Genomic DNA, 25,993 nt, shown 5'->3' with positions numbered 1-25,993 from the left:
GGGTGTTGATCGGGGCTGAAAATTCTCACCCGAAAAGGGGCGAACCATTTTTTTCCTAGTCGAGTTGCATCAAAACTAACTAAAAGAAAAAACATCCAAAAATCCCTTTTTCTTGTATACTGATGATAGAAGTGTATACAAAAAAACGAGGTGCTTGATCGTGAAAAAGAATGTCGTTGCAGTCGCAGGTGCGATGCTGATTCTCGGCGGGAGCTTGGCAGGGTATGCGGATGCCGGGCAAGCGGCGGAGCCAAAAGCAAAAGTATTAAGAATGAACATGCATTCCAATCCCCCAACCGTAGATCCGGGCATTGCTGAAGATTCAACGTCCGGCACAATAAGCAGGGCAATCTTCGAAGGGTTGACTCGTTTGGGCAAAGACGGAAAAGTACATGTAGCAGCGGCAGAAAGCTATACCGTTTCGGCTGACGGCAAAACTTATACGTTCAAAATTCGCCCTGCCAAATGGAGCAATGGCGATCCGGTCACCGCCTATGACTTCGAATACGCCTGGAAACGTGCGCTAAGCCCCAGGACAGCATCGAATTACGCCTACCAGCTCTACTATTTAAAAGGAGCGGAAGCGTATAACAAGGGAACCGGGACGGCGAGTGACGTTGGTGTCAAAGCCGTCGACGCCAAAACATTGGTTGTGGAACTGACGAATCCGACCCCGTTTTTCACGGAGTTGACGGCTTTTTACACCTATTATCCTGTTAACAAAAAAGTCGTGGAAGCCGACAAGGAATGGGCAAGCAATCCCAAGACGATAGTAGGGAACGGTCCGTTTCAAATCGAGACATGGAAGCCCAAGCACCAGCTCGTTCTGACGAAAAACCAGAACTACTGGGACAAACAAAATGTAAAATTGGACAAGATTGATTTTTCTATGATTGATGACGGGTATGTAGAGCTGGAGATGTTTCGCAACGGCGATCTGGATTGGGCAGGCGCCCCTTTGTCTGAAGTCCCCATGGATTTCGAGCTTTCCTGGAAGTCGCCTGCGCTGTTTCATACGCAAGCGATCGCGGGCACTTACTTCTACCGCTTCAACACAGAGCAAGCGCCTTTTCACAATGCCAAAATCCGCAAAGCTTTTGCTTATGCACTGGATCGTCAAGCTTTGGTGGAGACCATGTTGGCCAACCACCTTCCCGCGACAGGTTTTGTGCCGCCGAGCATGGCTGTTGCATCTGGTGGCTACTTTACAGACAATCACACAGAAGAGGCCAAAAAGCTGCTTCAGGAGGGCATGAAGGAAGCGGGAATCGCAAAACTTCCTCCCATCACCGTCTCCTATAACACGTCGATGGGCCATAAAGCGATTGCTGAAGAAATCAGGGACCAGTGGAAGAAAAAGCTCGGGGTAGACGTGAAGCTGGAAAACAAAGAGTGGAAAGTATACATAGAGGACGTACACCAGGGGAAATACCAGATTGCGCGTGCGGGTTGGCTAGCCGACTTCAACGATCCGATCAACTTTTTGGAAATGTTCAAGGACAAAAACGGCGGAAACAACGACACGGGCTGGGAACACCCCAAATACAAAGAGCTCTTGAACCAATCCGCTTTGGAGCAGGACCCGGAAAAACGGAAGGCGATTTTGGCCAAGGCCGAGCAAATTTTAATGGACGAAATGCCGATTATGCCGATCTACTACTATGCCCAGAGCTGGCTGCAAAGCGAGAAAGTCGACGGCGCGATTTTGGACGGGCTCGGCATGATCGACTTCAAGTACGTCGATATCAAGCCTTAATCTTATATAGAGGAAATGATTCAAAGAAGAGGGGTGCCGCTGCCCTTCTTCTTTTTTTCTCCCGCATGGACAAATGACCAATCCATTGTGCTCCTGGCTACATAGAGTAAAAAGGAACAAACTGCAACCAGGGGGGATCGCTGTGGATATTGGCAAACTGCTCAGTATTGTAAGGTCAATTCCCAAGGATAAGCTGAAGACGGATGCAGGCTTGAAGGAAGTCATCCGCGATTTGGGCAAAAAAGCCGGTAAAAACTTCACGGATAAGGAACTGAACGGATATGTGGCGCAGTTTCGGCATATGTCCAAGACAGAAAACGTCGGCAGCCTGCTGAACAAGCTTTCCAAAAAAGGCGTCAACGCCAAAGACATCGACAGCCTGAAAAAGCGCTTTAAATAAAGGGGGGCTTACCAGGAGGGAGGTGGGATTATCGCTGCCAAAACGAGAAAGAAAAAGAAACAGGCCGGTGCCCAGGGGCAACTGATAGAGACGATGAACAAGCTGGCGGATGCGCACAATGTGAGCAATGCTCAGGTGATGCGCGAGATGAGCCAGATGAAGCAAGAACTGCAGGACATGAAGGATACGCTCGGAAGGCTGAAGGCCGCTCCCAATCAGGGGCCGCGGCGCAGCATTCTGTTTGGACCGCGCCGGCGTCCGATTCCCGTGCAGTCCGTCCCTGAGAAAGCAAAGCCTGCGATTTCCATTGAGGATTTGCTGCCATTGCTGCCGCATTTGAGCGGGGCTATCCCGCAACTGAAAAATCCGAAGGTGGCCGATTCCATCAAAGTGCTGTCCAATCCGGCCGTCCTGTCGATGATTCAACAGTTTATCGCCAACGGCGGCTTGAACATGCTGAAAGCGCCTGTAGAAGAAGTGAGCAGACGAGAACGGCGCGGGTTGTTTCGCTAATCGACAACTTTCTTGGTTTTCTGGACTGCTTCTTTGTCAAAAAGGAGCAGTCTTTTGTCTTTTTGGTACGAAAAGACTATAAACTTTACAGATGTTGACGCGTCTAATAGAATGGTGAACGTTGCACAATGGTCTAACGCCACACAACAGAACAGACATCACGGAGGAGGTCAGGATGAAAAGACGATTTTACCCTCTGCTTCTGGCGCTGCTGGTCCTGCTGCTTATCCCCGGTTGGGCGGCTGCGGCAAGTAGTGCAACTGAGGAAGCCGTCAACCTGATGATCGGTGGACAAGCAGTGACCCCGGACGTGCCACCAGTCATCAAGAGCGGGCGGACATTGGTTCCCGTGCGTGTCATCGCAGAAGGTTTGGGCGCGGATGTCGCCTGGAACGAAGCGAAGCGGACAGCGGTGATTACACGGGGTACGACGCAGCTTTCCCTCACATTGGACTCGCGCACAGCGCTATTGAACGGCAAGCAGGTAAAGCTGGATACGCCGCCTGTCATCTCCCAGCAGCGCATGCTGCTCCCTCTGCGGTTTGTCGGGGAATCGCTCGGGATCACTGTAGGGTGGGACAACAGCTCCCGCACCGTCATTGCTAACGAAACGCCACAGGTTACGCTGAACGGCCGTGCTCCTGAAAAAGCGATCAAGCTGTATCAAGTGTCGGACACCATGTACGTGTCTGCCGATGCGGTCGCGGAGCAGGTCGGACAAAAAGGCTTTGTATGGAATCGCCCGGAACGCGGCATGACGATCGACAGTCAACTGGTTCTTCCAATTGAGCAAGTAGAGGACGAGCTAGGCGGTTCGATCACTTGGAACAAGAAAAAGAATCTGCTTGAAATCGAAAGACTCAATCGGCTGACAGGTGTTACAAAGGATGGGGATCGCGTACATATTGAGATGAAGCTGCCCGTGCAGGCCAATTCTTTTGTGCTCACAGGCCCCCATCGCATCGTGCTGGACCTCCCGCAAACCGCTTTGGCGGACGATTTGGTGGAAGAGTTGAAAAAGAACGAAGAAAACGGCAGTATCGGAGAGTCAGAGGAGCGCAAGCAAGCAGCTTCTTCCGGCGAAGAGGACGAGCAGTCAGCAGCCAGCGAGCCAAAAGAAGAGCCGCTGATCGCAAGCCTGCGGTACAGCCAGTACAGTGCTTCGCCAGAGACCGTGCGTGTCGTGATTGAGCTGAACCAGAAGAGCGAGTATAATCTGGCCTATACAAAAGACGGCATTGAAGTGAAGCTGACGCCCAAGCCTAAGAAAACAGGCTACCTGATCGTAGTCGACGCGGGTCATGGCGGAAAAGACCCAGGTGCATTGGGCGTGGCGGGCAACCACGAGAAAGACTACACGCTGGCTGTCGCCAACAAAGTAGTCGCTTTGCTGAAGCAATATCCGGAGTTTCAAGTAGTGCCTGTGCGCACGACAGATGTGTTCTACGAGCTGTCCGAGCGTGTGGCAATCGCGAATGAGCTGGAGGCGGACCTGTTCTTGTCCATTCACGCCAACTCGTTCCCGAAACCGACGACAGGCGGTACGGAAACCTTCTATTACAATGCAAACAGCAAGACGTTTGCGCAATTGGTGCACAAGCACCTACAAGGAGCAACGCAGTTCCCGGATCGGGGAGTCAAGGCGAGCGGCTTTTACGTTATCAAGAACACGAAAATGCCAGCCGTGTTGACAGAGACAGGTTTCCTGTCCAATCCGCAAGAAAATGCGCTGCTGACCTCGCCTGCATTCCAGGACAAAATCGCGAAAGCCCTCGTTGCGGCTATCCGTGAATACTATCAGTCTTATCAGTAAGGGAGGCTTTCACGATGAAAAAAAGTCGGATGATCTGGGTGGCGGCTTTGGCTGTGCTGCTAATGGCTGGTTGCGGACAAAATGCGGCTCCTGCACCGCAGCCTACGGCACCTGTTGAACAGCCATCTGGCACGAACACTGACCCATCGACAGCAGAGCCGACACTCAACAAACAGGTCGTTACCGTCTACTATTCCGACGGCGACCTGATGGAGCTGCAAAAAGAGGAACAAGAAATCACTTTTGCAGAAGACATCGAAAAGTACAAGAAAACCCTCTCGCTTTTGGAGAAGCCGACAAAAGCAGAAGAGCACTTTCCGCTCTGGAAAGACTTCCGATACCATGACATCACTTTTGCGGATGGCACGTTGACGATTGATGCCGACAGCAAAAACCAGTACAACCTCGGCTCAAGCGGCGAAGGGATGGCGCTGGACGCGCTGAAGAAAACCTTTTTTCAGTTCCCGGAAGTAAAGCAAATCGTCTTCCTGGAAGATGGCAAAAAAGTCGAATCGTTGATGGGCCATGTCGATGTATCGGAGCCATTGACGCGCGACAACTAAACAGGCAATCGCCGAGTGAAGGCGGCACAACCTGGTAGCATCCAGGCTGTGCCGCCTTTTTGCTGTTTCGTCAAGCGGCTTGTTTTCGTTTTATACAGGGTTGGCTCCATCTTTAAAAAAGCTTAACAATCGCATCACAATCCTACAACATTCGACCTGTATAGTTTGTACTTGTAAGAGAGAAAAACAAACCGAACCTGTTAAGGAGGATTTTCATCCAATGAAAAAACTCAGCAAAATGTTTATGGCGCTGACATTTGTAGGGGCACTGCTCGCCGGATGTGGCAGCAACAGTGCGGCTCCATCGCAACAACAACCAGCGCAGCAACAACCAGCTACCCCGGCTCCGGAAAGCAACTCTGGTTCGACTACAACAACATCCGGTGAACCGATCACAGCAGTTGGTTCCACCGCTTTGCAGCCTCTGGTCGAGCAAACGGCCAAAGACTTTATGGCGAAAAATCAAGGTGTACAAATTCAAGTACAAGGCGGGGGAAGCGGAACAGGGCTGAGCCAGGTAGCAAGCGGCGCAGCAACAATCGGTAACTCCGACATTTTCGCAGAAGAGAAAAAAGGCATTCCGGCAAACGAACTGGTTGACCATAAAGTAGCCGTTGTCGGAATGGCAGCAGCGGTTAGCCCGCAAGTAAAAGTAGACAACCTGACCAAGCAACAACTGATCGACATCTTCACTGGCAAAATCACCAACTGGAAAGAAGTTGGCGGCGATGACATGAAAATCACGCTGGTGAACCGTCCGAAGTCTTCCGGTACTCGTGCAACATTCAGCAAATTCGCACTGGACGGAAAAGAAGAAGCAGAAGGCATCACAGAGGATTCCTCCGGTACTGTTCGCAAAATCATTGCCGAAACACCGGGCGCAATCGGCTACCTGGCTCTGTCCTACTTCAATGACTCCGTAAAAGCATTGAAACTGGATGGCGTGGAAGCAAACGCAGAAAACATCGCAACGAACAAATACCCAGTGTGGGCATACGAGCACATGTACACAAAAGGCGAGCCTACTGGTAACGCAAAAGCGTTCCTGGATTACATCCTGTCTGAAGAAGTGCAAAAGAAAACGATTGTCGATCTGGGCTTCCTGCCAATCACAGACATGAAAGTAGAACGCGACGCTGAAGGAAAAGTAACACAAAAATAAGACACTCACGGGTCAACAGCAAAATAGAGGGGTGGAGGGGCCTTACCCCTCATTTTGCTTGCGCGAAAGCCGTTTTCTTTCTAGGAGGGAGAACATGAACCATCGTATTGAAGGGGTAGAGACAAATCGCCAATCGCTGATTGCGCGAAAAATGCTGACATATAACAAACGTCAATTTACAGAGAACATGACGGGCCGAACGATTGCCATGGTCTGTGCGGCCTTGCTGGTCATCGTCGTTTTGTCGATTACGTACTTCATCGCTTCAAAAGGGCTGTCCACCTTTTTTGTCGACGGCGTCAGTATCAGCGAATTTTTAACACAGGTGAAATGGGACCCGGAGGGCGAGCCTGCACTCTACGGTGTGTTCCCGTTCATTCTCGGATCGTTTTTGGTGACGGCTTTGGCTGCGTTGATCGCGGCACCGCTCGGGATCGGGGCGGCTATTTTCATGACGGAAATTTTTCCGGGCTTCGGCAAAAAAGTGTTGAAGCCGGTGATCGAGCTTTTGGTTGGCATTCCATCCGTTGTGTACGGATATGTTGGTCTTACTCTTCTGGTTCCTTTTATTCGCGAACAATTTGACGTTCTTGGTTTCAGTCTTTTGGCAGGGGGGCTTGTGCTTGCCCTGATGATCCTGCCTACGATCACCAGCGTGGCGACAGACGCCATTGAAGCCGTACCGCAAGATTTGCGCAACGCTTCTCTCGCTTTGGGAGCCACACGCTGGCAGACGATCTGGAATGTGGTGCTGCATTCTTCGCTTCCCGGCTGCCTGACCGCGGTTGTATTGGGGATGGCTCGCGCTTTTGGCGAAGCGCTCGCCGTACAGATGGTCATCGGGAACACGACGAAGCTTCCGGGCAGTCTCTTGGACCCGATCAGCACGCTGACCAGCGGCATCACGCTGAACATGGGGAATACGATTCAGGGAACCCCGTACAACAATGCACTCTGGTCCATGGCGCTTCTGCTGCTTCTGATGTCGTTCGTCTTCATTATGATCTTGCGCTTTTTGGGCAGAAAGAGGCTGGTGAAGTAGATGAGAGCGAGACTGATGGACCGCGTTGCTACGATCGTTTTGACGTTGATTGCCGCTTTGATTATCGGCACGCTCATTGGCTTGCTCGGCTTCATTTTGACGCAAGGCTGGCACAAGCTGAACCTGGACTTTTTGACCTCGCCGCCAGATATCGTCAATGCAGGGGGCGGGATTGGTCCGCAGTTGTTCAACTCGTTTTATTTGCTGGTCTTGACCATGCTGATCGCCTTGCCGATTGGAATCGGAGCAGGTATTTATATGGCTGAATACGCGCCGGATAACAAGTTTACGCAGTTTATCCGCATGAGTATAGAAGTGCTTTCTTCTTTGCCGTCCATTGTCGTTGGTTTGTTTGGCTTGCTCGTCTTCGTAAACATGACAGGCTGGGGCTATACGCTTTTCTCCGGTGCCCTCGCGCTGACCGTCTTCAACCTGCCGCTGCTCGTGCGCGTGACAGAGGATGCGTTGCGCAACGTGCCGCGCAGCCAAAAAGAAGCGAGCCTGGCGCTTGGCATCACCAAATGGCGGACAATTGTCTCCGTCATTCTTCCGGCGGCTTTGCCTGGGATCATTACGGGGGCGATTCTCGCTTCCGGACGCGTCTTCGGGGAAGCGGCTGCCTTGCTGTTTACCGCAGGGATGTCTTCACCGAACCTGAACTTTGCTGATTTCTCGCTGAACAGCCCGACTTCGCCGCTGAATCCGTTCCGCCCGGCCGAAACGCTGGCTGTGCATATCTGGAAAGTAAACAGCGAAGGGCTGACGCCGGATGCGCGCGACGTGGCGGATGGCGCTGCCGCTGTGCTGATTATTGCCGTGCTGCTCTTTAACGTCTCGGCCCGCTGGTTCGGGACGTGGGTGTACAAAAAGATGACGTCAGGTTCCAACTAAGGAGAGGTGATAGCGATGTCCGTACTCACCATGCAAGATACGATTATTCAGACGAACAATGTCTCGGTTTACTACGGGGATAAGCAAGCGGTCAAAAATATTTCGATGGACATTGAACGCAACTCGGTGACGGCCTTTATCGGGCCGTCCGGCTGCGGGAAGTCCACGCTTTTGCGCAGCCTGAACCGGATGAACGATCTCGTGCCTTCCTGCCGCGTCACAGGCTCCATCGTCGTCGACGGCATTGACATCAACAGCCAGCAGGTCAACATCGAGAGCTTGCGGCAAATCGTCGGAATGGTGTTTCAGCGCGCCAATCCGTTTTTTAAATCGATTTATGAAAATATCGCCTTCGCTCCGCGCTTTCACGGAATGACAGACCGCCGCGAGCTGGATGAGCTGGTCGAGACGAGCTTGCGCAAAGCGGCGTTGTGGGACGAGGTAAAAGACCGTCTGCGCGACTCTGCGCTCTCCCTGTCAGGAGGACAGCAGCAGCGCCTGTGCATCGCCCGCGCCATTGCCATGCAGCCGACGATTTTGCTTCTGGATGAGCCGGCTTCCGCGCTCGACCCGATCTCGACGATGAAAATTGAAGAGCTGGTCACGCAGCTAAAGGAAGAGTACACGATCGTGATCGTGACGCACAATCTGCACCAGGCGGCCCGCATCTCGGACAAAACGGCATTCTTTTTGCTCGGGGAGCTGATCGAGATGGACGAGACCGCAAAAATTTTCACCTCGCCGGAAAACGATAAGACCGAAGCGTATATTAGCGGCCGTTTTGGCTGAACCGCACAAAAAAATGCCTTCCTTGCGCCTGACGCGCAAACGGAGGGCTTTTTGCATGGTGCAACGCAGTCTGGAATGGGTGTGCTATAGCGCCGTGCAGCTTGCCGGGGCCGACGTTTTCTCCTACCTGTTTCTCTACAGATGTGCAATCGTACAAGAAAAAAGCCTTCTATGCAGAAGGCTTTTCCACTGCCCGGAAGAAGTGGATTTCCTGCTCCAAATCTTCCACGATGCCCGCCAGCCGCTCGGAATCGTGCAGGAACTGCTCCGAGAGGGAGAGGCTTTCCTGGTTGGCCGCGACCGCTTGCTGTGTGCCCGAGACGACTTCCTGGGCGGATTCCGCCAGGCTGTCCACGCGGCGGGAGATGATCTGGCTTTGGCTTGCGATGGATTCGGCCAGATGTCTGATCGTTTCAAACTGCGCGGTGAGCGCTTCGCTGATGGCGAAGGTTTGCTGGAAAATATCCGTTGCCTGATGCAGCGTCGAAATGCCGTTGACCGTGGCGTGATCGGTCGTTTCCAGACATGCGGCCACCCGTTCCATCCGGTTTTCCCCTGAAGCGATGACTTGTTGAATGCGGGCCGTCGCTTCTTCTGTCTGTTCAGACAGGAGGCGAATTTCGTCCGCGACGATCCCGAAGCCGAGTCCCGCCTGGCCGGCTCGTGATGCTTCGATGCGGGCGTTGAAAGACAGCAGCTTCGTTCGTTGGGAGATCGAGGAGATCCAGCCGAGAATCTCGCGGATGTCGTCCATGCTCTCGCGCATCGAGCCCATCGCCTGGAGGGAGGCTTTCATGTCTGTCGATATTTTTTGCATGTTGTCCTTCAGCAAATCAATCGAGGTAGCCGCTTTGGCGCTCTGCTCCCGCGACTTTTCGTTTTGCCTGACCGCTGTTTCCATCGACTGTGTAATGCGTGTCATTTCTGCTGTAATTCCGGCCATCGTGGCGTGGATGTCGTCGATTTGCACCTGCTGGTTGTCCATTTCTTGCGCCAGCCGCTCGGTGACGGAGACGACCTCTGTCTGCATGGCGTGAGAGTGTCGCGAGCCTTTGCCCACATGCTCGGCCACCTGTTTGACGTCGGCGATCACGTGCTGGATTTTGCCGATGATGGTGCGGATTTGCCCGCTCATCCGATTGAAGCTGTCGGCGAGCTGGCGGATTTCGTCGTTGGTCTGGACGTGCATCGTCTGAAACAGGTCGCCTTCGCTGAACGCCGTCATTTTTTGCTGCACCTCTTTGACGGGCTTGATAATCTTGCGGACGTACAAGTAGAGCAGCAATGCCAACGAGCCTAATCCGACGAGGGAGACCGCGAGTATCGTCAACTGCAGGCGGCGCACCTCCTGTTTGACCTCGGATACGGACTGCACGACGATCATGCCCCATTTGAGCGCCGGGTCGAATTTGTAGGCGGCAAAGGCGTCCATGCCGTTTATATGAAACGATTCAAAGCCGGAATTGCCCGCAATGACATTGGCGACGACAGGCAGCTCGGTCAGGAGCGGGCGCTGCAGGGCGTAGGCTTTATCCGGGTGAGCGAGCAGCTTCCCTTGCTGGTCGACAATCATGGCGTATCCGGTTTGCCCCAGCTTGATCTGTCCGATTGATTCACTGAGCTTCGGCACGGAGACGAAGGCCACGACGACGCCGACAGGCTCTTCCTCCTCGTTGCGCAAAGCCATGGAGACAGCGATCTTCGGAAATTCCGTGGCGGAAAACTGAAAGACGTCCGAGACGAATGCGTTTGGCTTGTCCCAGGCGCCTTTGTACCAGTCGGCTGTTCGCGGATCGTAGGAGCTGTCCAGCGGCGAGCCGGGGAAGGTCAAATACCGCCCGTCTGCTGTCACGACTTGTATTTCGGAAATGGTTGGATTGTTGTTCACCATGTCGGTAAAAATGCCGAAGCTTTGACTGTTCGTGACCTTGCTGTTTTTGTACGTGGAAGCATAGGAAGCCAAGGCGGTGATGATGGACTGGACGCGGCTGTTCACTTCCTGCAAGGCGGCACTCGATGCATCGTGGAGCTGCTGCTTTGTCTTTTCGTTGAGCGTGCTCTCGGATTGATAACTGATAAAAAAAGCGGCGATCGCCATCATGCTGACAACCATGGTCAGAATCCCGAAAAATAATCTGGTGAAAATCGAACGGTACTGAAACGACGTGTTGCCCAATGTTCGTATTTTTCTCGGCATTACATGCTCTCCCCTTATTCGACAAAACGTTCAGCTTTATTGTAGGGGGTACTATGGGGAGCGTATATGGTTTGTCAGAAACATTTACCATAACTTTACCTGGCTTTAAAACTTTAAGGAAACTTAATATACTTCACATCAAAGCATAACATTCGCACGCTATAGTGGTTGGGAAGACAGATGCTACAACCGCGAAGGAGCGAAGGACGCATGAGTGTTATTTCGGTGAGAGAGTTAAATCTCTTCTACGGTAACAAACAAGCCCTCTACAATATAAATCTCGATGTTGAGCCGAATTCCATTACCGCGCTGATCGGGCCGTCCGGTTGCGGGAAGTCCACGTTTTTGCGAACGCTGAACCGGATGAACGACTCGGTGCCAAATACGAAAATCACCGGCGTGGTAAAAGTGTTCGATGAAGACATTTACAGTTCCAGCGTGGAAGTCGAGCGCTTGCGCAAAAATATCGGGATGGTGTTCCAACACCCGAATCCGTTCCCGAAAAGCATCTACGACAATGTCACGTACGGACCGCGCCTGCATGGCCTGATGGATCGCCACAAGCTCGACGAGATCGTGGAGACAAGCCTCAAGGCCGCAGCGCTGTGGGACGAGGTGAAAGACGTGTTGAAAAAGCCCGCAACCGGGCTGTCCGGCGGGCAGCAGCAACGGCTCTGTATCGCCCGGGCGCTCGCTGTTCAGCCGCAGGTGATTTTGATGGATGAACCGACATCCGCTCTCGACCCGATCTCCACAGCCAAAATCGAGGAGTTGCTGGAGGAGCTGAAAGACACGTACACGATTGTCATCGTTACGCACAACATGCAGCAGGCGGCGCGCATCTCCGACAAAACGGCGTTTTTCCTCAACGGAGAGCTTGTCGAGTTTGACCAGACGCCAACGATTTTCCAAAATCCCGGGACAAACGGACAGAAGACTACATTACTGGCCGTTTCGGATAACAACTGTTTGTAGTAAGGTAGAGGAGCGGCCCGCTTGCGGGTTCGCTCTTTTTTGCATGGAGGGGAGACATAGCAGGTGGTCTGGATTTCCTTGTTCATTTTTATCGTCACGTTGACGCTGGTCATCTGGCAGCCAAGAGGCTTGTCGATCGGCTATCCCGCCGTCGGGGGAGCGGTGCTGGCGCTGTTGACGGGCGTGGTGTCTCTCGACGATGTGGCCGAAGTGACCTCGATCGTTTGGAACGCCACGTTTGCGCTGGTCGGCATCATCATCATTTCGCTACTGCTGGACGAGATCGGCTTTTTGAATGGGCGGCCTTGCACATGGCCCGTTTGGCAAAAGGAAATGGCCGGCTGATGTTCGCCTACGTCATTTTGCTCGGGACATTGGTGTCGGCCCTGTTCACCAATGACGGCACGGCGCTGATTCTGACTCCGATTGTGCTCGCGCAGGTTCGGGCACTCAAGCTGGACGGGGGTGCGGTTGTGGCGTTTGTCATGGCCAGCGGCTTTATCGCGGACACCAGCTCGTTGCCGTTTGTCGTCAGCAACCTCGTCAACATCGTATCCGCCGACTATTTTGACATCGGCTTTGCCGAGTACGCGGTGCGGATGGTTTTGCCTACCTTGTTTTCCGTAGCAGGGAGTTTGTTGGTTTTATTCCTTTATTATCGCAAAAGCATCCCGCATTACGTGGATTTGTCCCAACTGAAGCAACCCGGTGAAGCCATTCGTGATGCAAGACTGTTCCGCCTGGCGTGGCCGATCCTCGCTGTGCTTTTGCTCGGCTTTTTCATTAGCGAGTCCATCCATGTCCCGGTGTCGTTTATCATTGCTTCCGCCGCCCTCGTCTTCTGTCTTGCCGCCCGAAAAAGCAAGGCGATTGCCATGGGCCGAATCATGCAGGAGGCGCCGTGGGTCGTCGTCATTTTTTCTATCGGGATGTATGTCGTGGTCTGGGGCTTGCACAATGCGAGGCTGACCGATCTGGTAAAAGCGGCGCTCGATACGCTGATGGAGTACGGTTTGCTTGCGACGACGCTCGGGACGGGGCTGATTGCCGCTGTCTTGTCTTCGGCGATGAACAACCTGCCTACCGTGATGTTCAATGCATTGGCGATTGGCAGCACGCAGGCGGAAGGCGTCTTTCGCGAAGCGATGATCTACGCCAACATCATCGGAAGCGATTTGGGGCCGAAAATTACGCCGATTGGCTCGCTCGCCACGCTGCTCTGGCTGCACGTGCTGGGGCGCAAAGCGGTCAAAATCACCTGGGGGCAATACTTTCGGACGGGGATCGTGCTGACGGTACCGACCTTGCTGATCGCTTTGCTCGGGCTGTACCTGACGCTTGTTTTGGGAAACGAGCAATGACAAAAGCTTGCTGATGCAACAGCTCAGCAGGCTTTTTCTTTTTGCCGGAATAAGAGAGGCGGTCAGGGGAAAAATAGGCGCAACGTGCGTAAAAAGGAGGATGTTTCCATGTGGCAGAGCTGGCCGATAGAGCGTGTGCTCATTTTGTTTACGGGACTGGCGTTTGTCTTGATTGCCGTGCAGGTCACCCTTTTTCATTCCAGGCAAAACTTCCGCCATTGGGCGATGTGGGTGCCTGTCATTGAGCTGCCTATTTTTGCGGTGACGGCGATTGTTTTATCGTTCGTAAATGCGGGATGGCTGCGCGTAGTGTTTGCCTTGATGATGTTCGTCGGGATGGGCGGCGGCGTGTACGGGGCTTACTTGCATGCTGCCGGAGTCAGACAGCGGGTAGGAGGCTTTTCGCAATCGCAAAACTTCCTCGTCGGCCCGCCCGTCATTTTGCCTCTGCTCATTACTGCCATCGCGGCTTTGGGGCTTCTTGCCCTTTTCTGGGGGTGAAGATAGATGGCCAAGCATAGACGTTATCCTTCCTATGACGTGTGGGAGCAGCATCAAAACTGGGACGTTCACACGAGACAAGTCGTTGGAGCCAGAAAAATGCCGCAGGTTGCCCATCGGTACTTGCAGCAGGCGGAAGCTTTGCTGTTGCAGGCAATCGTAAGCGTCCTCGTCGACGACCATCGGCTGGAGGTGCTGACCTTTGTTGTCGCGCACCTGGACGATTCGCTGGCGAGCGCGATCGGGGAGGCGCAGCGCAAGGTCGGGGTTCCGCCGAAAAAAGAGCTGTACCGTCTGGGACTGGCAGGGGTGGAGGCGGAGAGCCACGCCGGGTACGGGACGGAATTTGGCGCGCTTTCTGCCGCAGAACAGCAGGAGGTGCTGAGGCAAATCTCCACGGGCAACGTCAAGGATACAGAGGCATGGAGCCAGGTCGCTCCCGTCGATTTTTCAAAAAGCTGCTGCATGACACAGTGCAGGCGTATTACTCGCATCCGCTCGTCTGGTCAGATATCGGCTACGGCGGGCCTGCTTATCCCCGCGGTTATGTGCGTGTGGAAAAAGGATTGACGGACCCATGGGAGGCGAGGGCAAATGGCGAATAAAGAGCAGGAGCAGCGCGCAGGCGATAGCCAGGAACGCGGTACACGGCAGATGGAAAACAGGAAATACGCCGACGGAGCGGATGTATGCATCGTCGGAGCGGGAGCCGCAGGAGGCGTGCTGGCATATGAGCTGGCAAAAGCTGGCTTGCGCGTCGTCGTGCTGGAGGCAGGGCCTTTTTGGGACCCGCAGCGCGACTTTGCCAGCGACGAACTGGAGATGCAGCGTCTGGCCTGGCAGGAGACGAGGCTGGTAGCGGGAAACGATCCTCTGCGCCTCGGGCACAACAACTCCGGCCGGGGAGTCGGCGGAGGAACGGTGCATTTTACCGGGGTGTTTTTGCGGTTTCACGAGAGCGATTTTATGACGAAAACGATAGATGGCGTAGGGGAAGACTGGCCGATCACGTACCGCGATTTGGCCCCGTACTACGACAAGATCGAGCGGGAAATTGCCGTTTCTGGCCCGAGCCATTTTCCTTGGGGCGCTTTTCAGGGACCCTACCCTTACCCGGTCCGCGAGCCGATCAGCGCGAATGCGCAGTTGTTCCGGGAAGGCTGCGACAAGCTCGGGATCGAGAGTGTGGTCGCTCCGCTGGCGATTTTGTCGGCTCCGTTCGACGGACGTCCGCCCTGTATCAACCGCGGCTTTTGCAACCAGGGATGCATGCCCAACGCCAAATACAGCGGCCTGATCCACCATATTCCGAAGGCCATTGCGGAAGGGGCCGAGGTGCTGTCAGACTGTATGGTCACGGAAATTCTCATGGCTGGCGACCGGGTCAGCGGCGTGTTGTTCTCGCACAACGGGCTGATGCATCGGCAAATGGCGCGGGTCGTCATCCTCGCCGGCTTTGTCGTGGAGACGCCCAGGCTGCTGTTCAATTCCGCGACCTCGCGCTTTCCCGACGGGCTGGCCAACTCCAGCGGCTGGGTAGGCAAGGCGATCATGCCGCATTCCAGCCATGACGTCTACGGCCGCCTCCCGGAAGAAGTGCGCCTGTACAAAGGGACGCCAGTGCTTGCCCTGACCCAGCATTTTTACGAGACAGACCGGGAACGCGGCTTTGCCAGAGGGTACACCTTGAGCGCACACGGGGCAAGACCTGTTTCCATGGCGGGGGCAATTGCGACGGAGCGGGAAGACCAGACCTTTTTATGGGGAAAACAACTGCGGGAAACGATGCTCGACTACAACATGTACGGGCGAATCACGCTTGTCGGCGAAGTTTTGCCTCACCCTGACAATGCCGTCACGCTCAGCGGGGAAAAAGACGAGTACGGAATGCCGGTGCCCAAGGTCACTTTCAGCTATCAGGAAAACGATCGCAAACTCTATCAGCATGCGATCGGCCAAATGAACCGGATCATGGAAGCCATGGGCGGCAAGCCGGAGCACGTCGTCTCCGATACCGCGCATTTGATGGGTGGCTGCCGGATGGGGAACGACCCTGCGCAATCGGTTGTGAATGAATTTGGGCAGTCGCACGACATTCCCAATCTTTTCATAGCGGGCGCTTCCACGTTCGTGACATCGGGTGGCAGCAACCGACAAATACAGTAATGGCGCTGGCTGCGCGCACCGCAGACAAGCTGGTCGAAGCGATGCGGCAACGCGATGTTTAAGAAGTGTTCAAGGAACTTTTACGTTCATATCTTCCCCATCTTATAAGCCATATAGTATACTGGGAAACAGATATGCAAGGCAAAGGTGGGTTCGTATGGAAACGGATTTGATGCAGGTTTTGTTTTTGTCCGAGGTTTATAAGCTGCTTGGTGACAAGACGCGCTTGACGATCATGGCTCTTTTGCAAGTACAATCGTTATGTGTCCGTGATCTCGTGGAGATTCTGCAAACTTCCCAACCCTCTGTTTCCCAGCACTTAGCTAAGCTAAGACACATGGTTTGGTCAAAGAGCGTCGCAAGGGACCATGGGTATTTTACTCCGTTAATACAGAATGCTCTCCTGCAGTCAAGCAAATCTTGTCACACTTGCCGGATATGTCACCGATTGTCAACAAAAATCAGCCGAGAGTGAACCTTCCTTCGGCTGATCGGTCGTAGGAAGCGTTGGATCAGTTAAGATCCAACGCTTTTTTTAACGGATAAGAAAGTATAAATTTTGAGGAAGGGGAGTACCCATCCTTGTTAAGTTATTTGTAAAATAGAGTCATGGAGACAACATTCTTAGAGAATTTTCTTGATGAGAATCAACATTGGGATCGGTTTGAAAAGAAGCATGGTAGAAAATACGACCCATTGTCCGAAAAGAAGTGGAGAAATTTCGTAACTGTGGCAATCCAAAGAATGGGTTTAAGCTATTTGTATGTGAAGGGTGTCATGATGTTAGACGGGTACGTATCGATGTAAGGGGAGGTTCTGCACAACTTGCTCTGTTGGGGAAACCGAGGAATGGAGTCGGTTGCTCGAACACGAAGTATTTCAGTCAATCATCGCCATATTATCCTAACGATCGATGAAGGCTTACGGGACGTGTTCTCAAACATCGCAAGCTGTTAAAGGAGTTTATGGACGAAGGCGCGCGATTTATCCGAGAATACTTTGAAAAGAAACATAAAGTAAATCCAGGCATTATCGTAGGCTTGCATACATTTGGATCAGTATTAACTTTAATCCGCATCTACATTTGTTGTCACAATGGGAGGGATGAAGCGAACGGTGAATGGAAAACCTACGACTTCCTTCCGTTCGAGATGCTTCGAAAGCAGTGGCAAACCATTGTATTAAAGCTCATTAGACGTCTTCTGACAGAAGAGGAAAAAAGGAAGTACAGCGCCTTCTACAAAAGGCCTACTCCGCTAACGGGGAAGGCTTCTATGTGCATGCTCCGAAACAAAAGGGAAATAAAGCGCAGTTGGCTTATATTGGCCGATATATTCGTCGACCCGCCATCGCTCTTGGCCGGATTGAGGAATATGACGGCAATTTGTGACGTTTCGGTATAAGGATAAAACGGATGGGCAGGAAAAACAGAAACCGTAACAGTAGAGAATTTATTGCTCGCCTCATCAGACATATTCCGGACGAACAATTTAAAACGATTCGTTATTATGGTGTGTATGCCCGAAGAGTGAAAACCTTTGTAAAAGGTTCTTTCAGCGTGGCAAAAAAACTGTGAAAAGGTGGATCGTAAAGCAAAGCATGTACTTCGTCGAGAACATGGCGAGAGAAGATGATAAATTATGCAGGGAAAGACCCTATGGTTGCCCAAAGTGTGAGTGTACTATGAATACAAGGGAGAAGCCTGCTAAAAGATGGACAACTTACGGTCGCCTTTGCTGTTTGCGATCTATCTCGGCGTTGTCTGGAAAGGATGATTGAAGATCTCACAGGTGTCAAAAAAGAAAAGGCAAAGAAAAATCACAAAGCATACTCGACAGTTTCCGAAGGAAACAAGAGAGGAACGAAGTCGTCAAATATGTTTGTTTGACGTGTCATGAACAGAGGATGTACCTCTAAGTGTTGTTCGTGATTTTGATGCAATGGATGATGGTGACCCAACCGTGCCACCGCAATTTGGTTGTGAGTACTGTGGAAACCCCATGTATCCTGAGTATTATAAAGGTTTACCATGGCTATGAATACAAACTTTCGGATATCCTCTAGCGCAAAAAAGGGACAGTCAGGGCGTTTTTCCCTGACTGTTTTCTTAGTTCTTCCTTGTCGAAGCCGTGAATGACGAATTGCTCCCCGTTTTCCTTTTCGATAAACGTAACAGGGGTCATGCTGGCGCCAAGGTTGATTGCTTCCTGGAAATAGCATCGTTTTTGCGGATATCTCTGTCTTCAAAAGCGACGTTTTGGGATGCCAGCCACATTTTTTCTTCCTGGCAAGGGCCGCACGTAGTTTGGGTATAGACAATAACGGTTTGAGCCATACAGGTGCTCCTCCTTCAAGTGTAGTCGAACAACATAATTCGCGGTTGTGACGGATTTCCTGCGCAGCAAAACGTATAGGATGCCCGTCCTGCCGAAAGGACGCAGCGTCCGCGCCGTTCTGTGATGCCTCGATCTGGAAAAATGAGGATGGATACCAGCGAGGGGGGCGGTACAAATTATATTCAGTGACGTCGGAGGAGGTGAATGGAACGATGCCTAACAAAACAAGCAAACGGTTTGAACAAAGCAAACCAAGCAGCTCAGGCGCAAAACACTGCGACTGGAATTCGCGAGCGGAAACAACGTAGCGGAGTTTCGTCGTCAAAACCAGCAATCCGCTCAAAAATCCGGCCAACAAGCAGGTCAAGCTACTGAGTAGTAGCTATGGACAACAACCTCCGCTATATGCGGGGGTTTTTTCGTTTTTTCATCCGCGCTTGCAAAAAGGCCGAGGAGGATGGTACTGTGACAGCAGAATCTACAAGCTGGGAGGGCGAGAGTCCATGATTATCGGCATTGGGTGGATATCGTGGAAATTGAGCGGATCGCCGCCTTGATGAACGACAGGAAAGGCGATCGGACGGTTTTTGACCGAAGCAGAAAAGAAGCTGCTGGCTGGCAAGCGGAATCGAGACAAGCGGAAATGGTGGCGGGCAGGTTTGCGGCGAAGGAAGCCGGAGCGGAAAGCGCTCGGGACAGGCATCGCCATGCGCTCGGCTTTTTGGATATGGAAATTACCCCGAGCGAGACGGGCAAGCCGATGATGCGAGTAGACGGCGACGTTTTGACCAGCTCGGTTTGGACCCGCAGCGCGTTCGCGTACACGTAAGCATTTCCCACAGTCAGACACACGCCATGGCACAGGTAGTTGTGGAAGAGCTGTAAACTTGTCTGCATATTGGGACGAGGATGGACATACATTTATATCGCGTAGATCAGGAGGGACTACCTGCTCTTACACAGGAAGGGTAAGTCTTCAGCCGATCAAGCGATATCGCGTCCTTTTGTACCCAGTACAGCATTTTGACACGATGAGCGCGGCCAGAGGCGAAAGACTGACAGATTTCCCAGGAAATAGACAGGGGTGCCCTTCTTTGTCGAAAAAGTTGACAAGGAGGAGTTCATTGAATGAAGAGGGCAGCTTTACCACTGGTGTTATTGTTGGTCTTTACGTTGCTGCTCGGCGGTTGCTTCGGTCAGAAAACACCGGAAGATGTGGTGAGTGACCTGAACGGGACGCTGGGAAAAATGAGCGGGTACAAGTCTCAGGCAGTTTTGACCATGCAGACGGGCTCTACTCCAATGGAGTACGACGTTCAGGTTTGGTATGAAAAGCCCACCAACTATCGGGTAGCTCTTACTTCCAAACAGCGCGGAATCACGCAGATCATTTTGCGCAACAACGAGGAGTATTTGTACTGACTCCACATCTGAACAAGAGCTTCCGCTTCCAGAGCGGATGGCCGGAAAACAACGGCCCCCTGTATTTGTACGAGACGCTGGCGAAGAGTATCATCGACGACACGGAGCGTCAGATGAAGATGGAGGAAAAGCAGTACGTGTTTGAGGTGAAAGCCAATTACACCGGCAATCGCTCTCTGACCAAGCAAAAAATTTGGCTGACCGAAGACTTCAAGCCTACCCATGCAGAGATTATGGATTCGAGCATGAAGCCGCTGGTGAAAATCGACTTTACCGAATTTTCGTTCAATCCGACATTTGACAAGGATGCCTTTGACAAAGATCGCAACATGACGACCAGCTCGTTGACGGCGATTCCTACCATGGCAGGGCGAATGGACAGGTTGCCCAGCAGCCGAACAGCCAGTTTGGCGTCATCGTTCCAACGTATGTGCCGGAAGGAGTCAAACAGGGCGATATCGAGCCTGTCACGCGCGACGGCGAGAACGGTCATCCTCAATTACAAGGGAGCTTACAACTACAAGCTGATTGAAGCCCGTCCGACAGAAGCATCCGTCTCGTATGAACAGGGCATGCCGGTCAACCTCGGCTTTACGGTTGGGGTGCTGGCGCAAACGGGTGAAAACACGCGACTTCTGACGTGGGAGCTGGACGGAGTAGAATTTACGATCGCCGGCGATTTGCCTGAAGAAGAGATGGTGAATGTCGCCCAGTCGACATATGGTCTCGGCGGGAAATAAGAAAGAAAATACGGGAGAGGGGACGGGGCGTGACCGTCCTCTTTTTTTGTGCATAGGGGAAGCTTTTGGCTCTTACAAATACTCCTTGACTTTCCCGCAAGTTTTCCATTTTTCTCAAACAGGAATCTAGGACGTGTCTGAAAACTAAAGAAAATGTGGTATGATTTAGGAAAAACGAATGGAGCAACGAGCATGATTCAAAGACGGTACGAAATAAACGATGAACAGTGGGAACAAATTCAGGACATGTTCCCCCCCTATCGAACAGGACGTCCGTCCAAATTAAGTAATCGTACCATGTTTAATGCCATTCTTTGGATTGCCCGAAGTGGTGCGGCTTGGCGAGATTTGCCGGAAGAACGTTATGGTTCATGGAAAACGGTCTACAGTCGCTTCTGCAAGTGGAGAGATACCGGATTACTTGTCGCCATCTTCCAAGCTCTTCACGTAGAACCTGACTTTGAAAACTTGAGCATCGATTCTACATCGGTCAAAGCTCATCAACACAGTGCGGGTGCTAAAAAAACGCAGAAGGACACGAAGTAAATCAGCACATAGGCGTCAGCCGTGGCGGAAAGACAACCAAACTTCATACCGTCGTCGATGGATTAGGGAATCCCCTCGCTTTTCTTCTCACGGGGGGGCACGTCTATGATTCCGTTCCAGCGATCAATTTGCTTCAAGGGTTTGATCTTACGGGAAGCCATATTGTTGGTGACAAAGCCTACGGCTCAGAAGGCATTCGGCATTGGATTACGGCTAAGCAGGCAGCGTACACCATCCCGCCTAAAGCGAATAATAAAAATCCTTGGAAAGTGGATTGGTACCGCTATAAAGAACGGCACTTGGTGGAGTGCTTCTTCAATAAAATCAAACATTTTCGACGAATCGCTACTCGTTACGACAAGCTGGCCAAATCATTCCTAGCGTTTGTATATGTCGCGTCCATCTTTAAACTAACTCAATAATGAGTTTTCAGACACATCCTAATAAAGCCCCTGTACACTTGGACTTGTACCAGGGAGATGCGGTACATAACTACAGCAGATGAAAGGGTTGAGCAAATATGTTTAGCAAAGCAAAACTGGGTATGCTTTTGGGCACGATGGCAGCGGTTCTGAGTATCGGGAGCTTGGGCAGCGCCCTGGCAGCAGATACAGCGCAAACAGAGGCGCAAGCACAGCAATTGAACAAACCGGCAGAGGTGAAGTTCGCATTCAACAAGCTGGGTCACCCGGGCGGATTCGCGAAAGGAATCTCCTTCAAAGAAAACACTGAGCTGTTGTCCTTGCTGAAGCTGGATGCAGCCAAGCTGGAGGAAGAGCTGAAAGCAGGCAAGACGCTGGCAGCCATAGCGGAAGCGCAAGGCGTGTCTGTGGATGACGTCGTAGCGCTGTTGGTCAAACAGCAGGAAGCCAAGCTGAAAGAAGCGGTCGAAGCAGGCAAGCTGACACAGGAACAAGCCGATAAGATGAACGAAAACGCGGCAGAGCGCGTAAAAGAAATGGTGCAAAACACGCATCCGGGCAAAGGACCAGGCAAAGGCTTCGGATTTGGCCTCGACAAAAACGAAGAACTGCTGTCCTTGCTGAAACTCGACGCCGCCAAACTGCAAGAAGAGCTGAAAGCAGGCAAGACATTGGCAGCCGTAGCGGAAGCGCAAGGCGTATCCGTGGATGATGTGGTAGCCCTGCTGGTAAAAGAGCAGGAAGCCAAGCTGAAAGAAGCAGTGGAAGCAGGCAAGCTGACACAGGAACAAGCCGATAAACTGAACGAAAACGCAGCAGAGCGCGTAAAAGAAATGGTGCAAAACACGCATCCGGGCAAAGGACCAGGCAAAGGCTTCGGATTTGGATTTGGCTTCGACAAAAACGAAGAACTGTTGTCCTTGCTGAAACTCGACGCCGCCAAACTGCAAGAAGAGCTGAAAGCAGGCAAGACATTGGCAGCCGTAGCGGAAGCGCAAGGTGTATCTGTGGATGATGTGGTAGCCCTGCTGGTAAAAGAACAGGAAGCCAAATTGAAGGAAGCGGTCGAAGCAGGCAAGCTGACGCAGGAGCAAGCGGACAAGCGCAGCGAGGAGCTGGCTTCCATGGTGCAAAAAATGGTGGAAGGCAGCTTTGAGAAAATCGCCATCCGCAAACATGACCTGAAAAAAGAAGAGCAAGGCACAGCGAGCGAGCAATAACAGCGCTGCAAACAAGTCAGGCGGGAGCACATCTCGCCTGGCTTTTTGCGTCTCTGTCGCTGTCTCCGTCTCCCTTCCTCCGCATATGGCAGGCCGGACTGCATGGCGAGATATCTTTCGCCACGCAAAATAACGCTCCGGGATCGCGCGCAGTCGGCCGATTTGCCCCTGTAAGCTCGCGTGTGCAGGAGGAAAAAGGACAAACCCCGAATTGACACGCAGCAGGAAAACACGATACATTCAAGGTAACTTATACCGTAATGAGGTGGCATGCTGTAAGATGAAAAAACCGTCTACCGATGTTTTGTACCAGGAAGAGTCGACCTACGTGGACATGCTGTTGCGAAAAAGCTGGAGTATGCGCATCGCAGAGACTGTCGCCTTCGTTTTGGGCATGATGATTCTCGCCCAGTTTTTTCCGAGCAATGACACGACCTTCAAAGTGCTTGCCTTTGCGATTGCCATTGCGGTCGTCGGCCTGGCACCGTTCCTGTACAAGGCGACCATGCGTCCTGTGTACAAGCTGACGAAGACTCACCTGATTGTCAGCATCTCTGGCAAAGAAACCAGCTACCCGCTGTCAGAAGTGGAGCAAGTTTACGAAGGCCGCCATTTCTACCGTTTGGGAGGCAAAAAAGAATCGCTGATGGTTTCCAGGCAGTTTCTCAGCCATTTGAATGAGCGCTTGTTTTACTATCATAAAGGGAACAAGAGGAGATAGAAATGAAACCGTTTTGTCGTGACACTTGGGTTGAGGTTGATTTGGACGCCATCCGGGCCAATGTCGAGACGTTCCGCGGCCACTTGCCGAAAAGCACGGGCATTATGGCTGTCGTCAAGGCAGACGGCTACGGTCATGGCGCTGTGCATGTCGCCAGAGAGGCGCTGGCAAGCGGTGCCGACTCTTTGGCAGTAGCGATGCTCGATGAAGCGATCATCCTGCGGACAGCGGGCATAGACGCGCCGATACTGGTGCTCGGGTACACCCCGGCTGATTCGGTCGAGCAAGCCAGCAGGCTGAATGTAGAACTGACGGCGTACAGCCCGGAATGGATCGTTTCAGCGAATCAGCGGCTGGAACAGGCTGAGCTTCGCCCTGTCGGTGTGCACGTCAAAACCGACACAGGCATGGGACGCCTGGGCGTTCGGACGACAGATGATTTGCTCGAAGTGGTAGCGGCGCTTGAAAACAGCGCCAAGCTGGAATGGACAGGCATTTTCACGCACTTTGCCTGCGCGGATGAACCGGATACGACCCATGTGCGACGACAACACGAGACGTTTCAATCCTTTTGCAGGCGCTGCGCGAGCAAGGGAAAAAGTTGCCGAAAGTTCACTGCTGCAATACGGCGGCAGCGATCGCTTTTCCCGATTGGGGGTATGATACGATCCGTTTAGGCATAGGTTTATACGGATTGTATCCTTCTCCGTACATGAAAGAGCGAGCGGACGTCCCTCTTGTCCCTGCTCTTTCCCTGAAAACCAGAATTGCGCATGTAAAGACCGCTGTAGAGCCGTTTACGGTCAGCTATGGCGCTACGTACACAGCAAAGCTTGGCGAGCGGATCGCGACGCTGCCGATCGGATACGCAGACGGGTACTCCCGCCTCTTGTCCAATCGGGGAGAAGTGTTGTACAATGGTTCCCGCTATCCAATTGTCGGGCGAGTCTGCATGGACCAGATCATGGTCAGGCTGGAGCCGGGCGCAGGGCAGGTCGATGAGGAGATCGTTCTGTACGGTAAGCAGGGAGACGAGGAAATCTCGCTGGATGAGGTTGCCGCTTTGCTCGGAACGATCAACTACGAAGTTCCCTGCATGCTGAATTACCGGATTCCGCGCGTCTATGTTCGCAACAAGGAAGTGGCCGAAGTGTTCCATCCATTGGCGATGAAAACACGCGCCAGGAAAAGTGTAAATAACTAGCAAACAAAAACCAGCAGGAATTTTGTATTGGAGCGCGAATATTAGTTAAGCGCAAATGTGGGCTTTTTTGCCTGAAAAGCGTACGGATAGGTATATTTTTGCAATGGTTTCGACATAATGGTATTGTTCATGCTGGCTGTTCTTTCAAGAACTGCATGGTAGATGGAAGTTACGGTCATGGTTGGAGTGGATTTGTCTTGTCGAAGTCAAAACACGAAACGCATCATGATCAGTTTGCCGCAACACTTGCTACAAGAAGTGGATGGCGTCATTCAAAAGGAGAAATCCAATCGCAGCGAGTTCATTCGCCAGGCGATGCATTTGTATTTGAAGGAGCGTAAAAAACGTACGATCCGCGAGACAATGCAAAAAGGGTATATGGAGATGGCGAAGATTAATCTGAAAATGGCATCGGAGGCTTTTGGCGCTGAAGAAGAGGCTGACCATACTCTTGTCCGCTTAGTTAGCGGGGTGTGACCAGTGATTGTCAAACGTGGCGATGTATTTTTCGCGGACCTGTCACCGGTCGTTGGCTCTGAGCAAGGAGGCGTGCGGCCTGTTTTAGTCATCAGAACGACATTGGAAATCGATTTAGTCCGACGGTCATCGTCGCCGCCATTACGGCCCAAAATTCAGAAGGCAAAACTGCCTACGCATGTGGAAATTGACGCAAAAACATATGGATTTGATCGTGACTCCGTCATTTTGTTGGAACAAATACGAACCATTGACAAACAGAGGCTGACTGATAAGATTACCCATCTTGACGACGAGATGATGGATCGGGTCAATGAGTCTTTGCAAATCAGCTTGGGACTCATTGATTTCTAAAAATGAATCAGGCACTGGAGAGGAAAAGCCACTTGGGTGAAGCAAGTGGTTTTTTTGACGGATAAGAAAGTATAAATTTTGAGGAAGGGGAGTACCCATCCTTGTTAAGTTATTTGTAAAATAGAGTCATGGAGACAAACATTCTTAGAGAAATTTTCTTTGATGAGAATCAACATTGGGATCGGTTTGAAAAGAAGCATGGTAGAAAAATACGACCCATTGTCCGAAAAGAAGTGGAGAAATTTCGTAACTGTGGCAATCCAAAGAATGGGTTTAAGCTATTTGTATGTGAAGGGTGTCATGATGTTAGACGGGTACCATCGATGTAAGGGGAGGTTCTGCACAACTTGCTCTGTTGGGGAAACCGAGGAATGGAGTCGGTTGCTCGAACACGAAGTATTTCAAGTCAATCATCGCCATAT

General features: G+C 52.0%; 20 protein-coding genes and 8 pseudogenes. 26 read left to right on the top strand and 2 right to left on the bottom strand.

The annotated features are described in order from the left end of the window. Positions 1-160 precede the first annotated feature (160 nt). From BA6348_RS00140 to pstB (BA6348_RS00100), 9 genes are all read left to right on the top strand, one after another. Positions 161-1,756, top strand: coding sequence for a peptide ABC transporter substrate-binding protein (locus BA6348_RS00140; protein ID WP_122953394.1), 1,596 nt, complete (start codon positions 161-163; stop codon positions 1,754-1,756). Between the two features lie 142 nt (positions 1,757-1,898). Next, positions 1,899-2,156 (top strand): hypothetical protein, encoded by a 258-nt coding sequence (locus BA6348_RS00135; RefSeq protein ID WP_005835490.1) that lies wholly within the window; start codon positions 1,899-1,901, stop codon positions 2,154-2,156. Positions 2,157-2,249: 93 nt separating this feature from the next. Continuing rightward, positions 2,250-2,669 (top strand): hypothetical protein, encoded by a 420-nt coding sequence (locus BA6348_RS00130; protein ID WP_005835488.1) that lies wholly within the window; start codon positions 2,250-2,252, stop codon positions 2,667-2,669. Positions 2,670-2,844: 175 nt separating this feature from the next. Then, positions 2,845-4,482, top strand: coding sequence for an N-acetylmuramoyl-L-alanine amidase family protein (locus BA6348_RS00125; protein ID WP_005835486.1), 1,638 nt, complete (start codon positions 2,845-2,847; stop codon positions 4,480-4,482). A 14-nt stretch (positions 4,483-4,496) separates the two neighbouring features. Beyond that, on the top strand, positions 4,497-5,045 hold the full coding sequence (locus BA6348_RS00120; protein ID WP_007776898.1) for a GerMN domain-containing protein: 549 nt from the start codon (positions 4,497-4,499) through the stop codon (positions 5,043-5,045). Between the two features lie 220 nt (positions 5,046-5,265). Next, complete coding sequence (locus BA6348_RS00115) at positions 5,266-6,207, top strand: phosphate ABC transporter substrate-binding protein (RefSeq protein WP_005835481.1); 942 nt, start codon at positions 5,266-5,268, stop codon at positions 6,205-6,207. Positions 6,208-6,301: 94 nt separating this feature from the next. Further along, entirely contained in the window at positions 6,302-7,249 is a 948-nt protein-coding gene (pstC, locus tag BA6348_RS00110) for a phosphate ABC transporter permease subunit PstC (RefSeq protein WP_005835479.1), read from the top strand. After that, positions 7,250-8,140, top strand: coding sequence for a phosphate ABC transporter permease PstA (gene pstA, locus BA6348_RS00105; protein ID WP_007776903.1), 891 nt, complete (start codon positions 7,250-7,252; stop codon positions 8,138-8,140). Between the two features lie 15 nt (positions 8,141-8,155). Further along, positions 8,156-8,929 (top strand): phosphate ABC transporter ATP-binding protein PstB, encoded by a 774-nt coding sequence (gene pstB / locus BA6348_RS00100; protein ID WP_007776906.1) that lies wholly within the window; start codon positions 8,156-8,158, stop codon positions 8,927-8,929. Positions 8,930-9,098: 169 nt separating this feature from the next. Here pstB (BA6348_RS00100) and BA6348_RS00095 read toward each other — a convergent pair whose 3' ends face one another. Next, positions 9,099-11,126, bottom strand: a complete 2,028-nt coding sequence (locus tag BA6348_RS00095) for a methyl-accepting chemotaxis protein (RefSeq protein ID WP_005834685.1) — start codon at positions 11,124-11,126, stop codon at positions 9,099-9,101. Positions 11,127-11,336: 210 nt separating this feature from the next. On the opposite strand from BA6348_RS00095, the pseudogene pstB (BA6348_RS00090) reads away from it, so the two are divergent. The 7 genes and pseudogenes from pstB (BA6348_RS00090) (at position 11,337) to BA6348_RS27900 (ending at position 17,705) form a co-directional block, all read left to right on the top strand. Continuing rightward, a pseudogene (pstB, locus tag BA6348_RS00090) lies at positions 11,337-12,088 on the top strand (phosphate ABC transporter ATP-binding protein PstB). A gap of 76 nt (positions 12,089-12,164) precedes the next feature. After that, positions 12,165-13,462: pseudogene (locus tag BA6348_RS00085) on the top strand (arsenic transporter). 108 nt (positions 13,463-13,570) lie between these two features. Beyond that, a complete protein-coding gene (locus BA6348_RS00080; protein WP_005834680.1) occupies positions 13,571-13,963 on the top strand; it encodes a hypothetical protein in 393 nt (130 codons plus the stop codon). Between the two features lie 6 nt (positions 13,964-13,969). Beyond that, the gene (locus BA6348_RS00075) at positions 13,970-14,533 is read left to right on the top strand and encodes a gluconate 2-dehydrogenase subunit 3 family protein (RefSeq protein ID WP_242507429.1); all 564 of its coding nucleotides are present in this window, start codon (positions 13,970-13,972) and stop codon (positions 14,531-14,533) included. A gap of 84 nt (positions 14,534-14,617) precedes the next feature. After that, a pseudogene (locus BA6348_RS00070) lies at positions 14,618-16,191 on the top strand (GMC family oxidoreductase). A gap of 95 nt (positions 16,192-16,286) precedes the next feature. Next, a pseudogene (locus tag BA6348_RS00065) lies at positions 16,287-16,620 on the top strand (ArsR/SmtB family transcription factor). A gap of 785 nt (positions 16,621-17,405) precedes the next feature. Beyond that, positions 17,406-17,705, top strand: a pseudogene (locus BA6348_RS27900) (transposase). 603 nt (positions 17,706-18,308) lie between these two features. On the opposite strand, the gene BA6348_RS27895 reads toward BA6348_RS27900, so the two are convergent. Continuing rightward, positions 18,309-18,464 (bottom strand): glutaredoxin family protein, encoded by a 156-nt coding sequence (locus BA6348_RS27895; RefSeq protein WP_242507428.1) that lies wholly within the window; start codon positions 18,462-18,464, stop codon positions 18,309-18,311. Between the two features lie 530 nt (positions 18,465-18,994). On the opposite strand from BA6348_RS27895, the gene BA6348_RS00045 reads away from it, so the two are divergent. The 10 genes and pseudogenes from BA6348_RS00045 to BA6348_RS00005 form a co-directional block, all read left to right on the top strand. Next, positions 18,995-19,294: a holo-ACP synthase gene (locus BA6348_RS00045; RefSeq protein ID WP_129552143.1), complete on the top strand. Its 300-nt coding sequence runs from the start codon at positions 18,995-18,997 to the stop codon at positions 19,292-19,294. A 299-nt stretch (positions 19,295-19,593) separates the two neighbouring features. After that, positions 19,594-20,627: pseudogene (locus BA6348_RS27770) on the top strand (outer membrane lipoprotein-sorting protein). 192 nt (positions 20,628-20,819) lie between these two features. Next, a protein-coding gene (locus BA6348_RS00035) for an IS5 family transposase (RefSeq protein WP_170206163.1) occupies positions 20,820-21,595 on the top strand; the annotation gives its coding sequence in 2 pieces (ribosomal slippage) (positions 20,820-21,147 and positions 21,147-21,595; 777 coding nt in all). A gap of 98 nt (positions 21,596-21,693) precedes the next feature. Next, positions 21,694-22,815: a coiled-coil domain-containing protein gene (locus tag BA6348_RS00030; protein WP_122953518.1), complete on the top strand. Its 1,122-nt coding sequence runs from the start codon at positions 21,694-21,696 to the stop codon at positions 22,813-22,815. A 280-nt stretch (positions 22,816-23,095) separates the two neighbouring features. Further along, positions 23,096-23,536 carry a hypothetical protein gene (locus tag BA6348_RS00025; protein WP_005830198.1) on the top strand — a complete coding sequence of 147 codons (441 nt, stop codon included), beginning with the start codon at positions 23,096-23,098 and terminating at the stop codon, positions 23,534-23,536. A 2-nt stretch (positions 23,537-23,538) separates the two neighbouring features. Next, positions 23,539-24,179, top strand: a pseudogene (alr, locus tag BA6348_RS28175) (alanine racemase); the annotation flags it as partial. A gap of 69 nt (positions 24,180-24,248) precedes the next feature. After that, a complete protein-coding gene (locus tag BA6348_RS28170; RefSeq protein WP_479722893.1) occupies positions 24,249-24,740 on the top strand; it encodes an alanine racemase C-terminal domain-containing protein in 492 nt (163 codons plus the stop codon). Positions 24,741-24,917: 177 nt separating this feature from the next. Further along, on the top strand, positions 24,918-25,217 hold the full coding sequence (locus BA6348_RS00015) for a CopG family ribbon-helix-helix protein (protein ID WP_129552142.1): 300 nt from the start codon (positions 24,918-24,920) through the stop codon (positions 25,215-25,217). A 3-nt stretch (positions 25,218-25,220) separates the two neighbouring features. Next, positions 25,221-25,571 carry a type II toxin-antitoxin system PemK/MazF family toxin gene (locus tag BA6348_RS00010; RefSeq protein WP_129552141.1) on the top strand — a complete coding sequence of 117 codons (351 nt, stop codon included), beginning with the start codon at positions 25,221-25,223 and terminating at the stop codon, positions 25,569-25,571. Positions 25,572-25,699: 128 nt separating this feature from the next. After that, a pseudogene (locus BA6348_RS00005) lies at positions 25,700-25,991 on the top strand (transposase zinc-binding domain-containing protein); the annotation flags it as partial. Positions 25,992-25,993: the final 2 nt, after the last annotated feature.

The sequence above is a fragment of the Brevibacillus agri genome, from assembly GCF_004117055.1.
Lineage (GTDB): Bacteria > Bacillota > Bacilli > Brevibacillales > Brevibacillaceae > Brevibacillus > Brevibacillus agri.
This window is presented reverse-complemented; position numbering and strand designations above follow the sequence as displayed.

What these genes read in the sequence shown, in the direction of transcription:
- BA6348_RS00130 (WP_005835488.1), top strand. Translation starts at nt 2,250, where the DNA reads ATGAACAAGCTGGCGGATGCGCACAATGTGAGCAATGCTCAGGTGATG.
- BA6348_RS00125 (WP_005835486.1), top strand. Translation starts at nt 2,845, where the DNA reads ATGAAAAGACGATTTTACCCTCTGCTTCTGGCGCTGCTGGTCCTGCTG.
- BA6348_RS00120 (WP_007776898.1), top strand. Translation starts at nt 4,497, where the DNA reads ATGAAAAAAAGTCGGATGATCTGGGTGGCGGCTTTGGCTGTGCTGCTA.
- BA6348_RS00115 (WP_005835481.1), top strand. Translation starts at nt 5,266, where the DNA reads ATGAAAAAACTCAGCAAAATGTTTATGGCGCTGACATTTGTAGGGGCA.
- pstC (WP_005835479.1), top strand. Translation starts at nt 6,302, where the DNA reads ATGAACCATCGTATTGAAGGGGTAGAGACAAATCGCCAATCGCTGATT.
- pstA (WP_007776903.1), top strand. Translation starts at nt 7,250, where the DNA reads ATGAGAGCGAGACTGATGGACCGCGTTGCTACGATCGTTTTGACGTTG.
- pstB (WP_007776906.1), top strand. Translation starts at nt 8,156, where the DNA reads ATGTCCGTACTCACCATGCAAGATACGATTATTCAGACGAACAATGTC.
- BA6348_RS00095 (WP_005834685.1), bottom strand. Translation starts at nt 11,126, where the DNA reads ATGCCGAGAAAAATACGAACATTGGGCAACACGTCGTTTCAGTACCGT.
- BA6348_RS00080 (WP_005834680.1), top strand. Translation starts at nt 13,571, where the DNA reads ATGTGGCAGAGCTGGCCGATAGAGCGTGTGCTCATTTTGTTTACGGGA.
- BA6348_RS00075 (WP_242507429.1), top strand. Translation starts at nt 13,970, where the DNA reads ATGGCCAAGCATAGACGTTATCCTTCCTATGACGTGTGGGAGCAGCAT.
- BA6348_RS27895 (WP_242507428.1), bottom strand. Translation starts at nt 18,464, where the DNA reads ATGGCTCAAACCGTTATTGTCTATACCCAAACTACGTGCGGCCCTTGC.
- BA6348_RS00030 (WP_122953518.1), top strand. Translation starts at nt 21,694, where the DNA reads ATGTTTAGCAAAGCAAAACTGGGTATGCTTTTGGGCACGATGGCAGCG.
- BA6348_RS00025 (WP_005830198.1), top strand. Translation starts at nt 23,096, where the DNA reads ATGAAAAAACCGTCTACCGATGTTTTGTACCAGGAAGAGTCGACCTAC.
- BA6348_RS28170 (WP_479722893.1), top strand. Translation starts at nt 24,249, where the DNA reads ATGAAAGAGCGAGCGGACGTCCCTCTTGTCCCTGCTCTTTCCCTGAAA.
- BA6348_RS00015 (WP_129552142.1), top strand. Translation starts at nt 24,918, where the DNA reads ATGGTTGGAGTGGATTTGTCTTGTCGAAGTCAAAACACGAAACGCATC.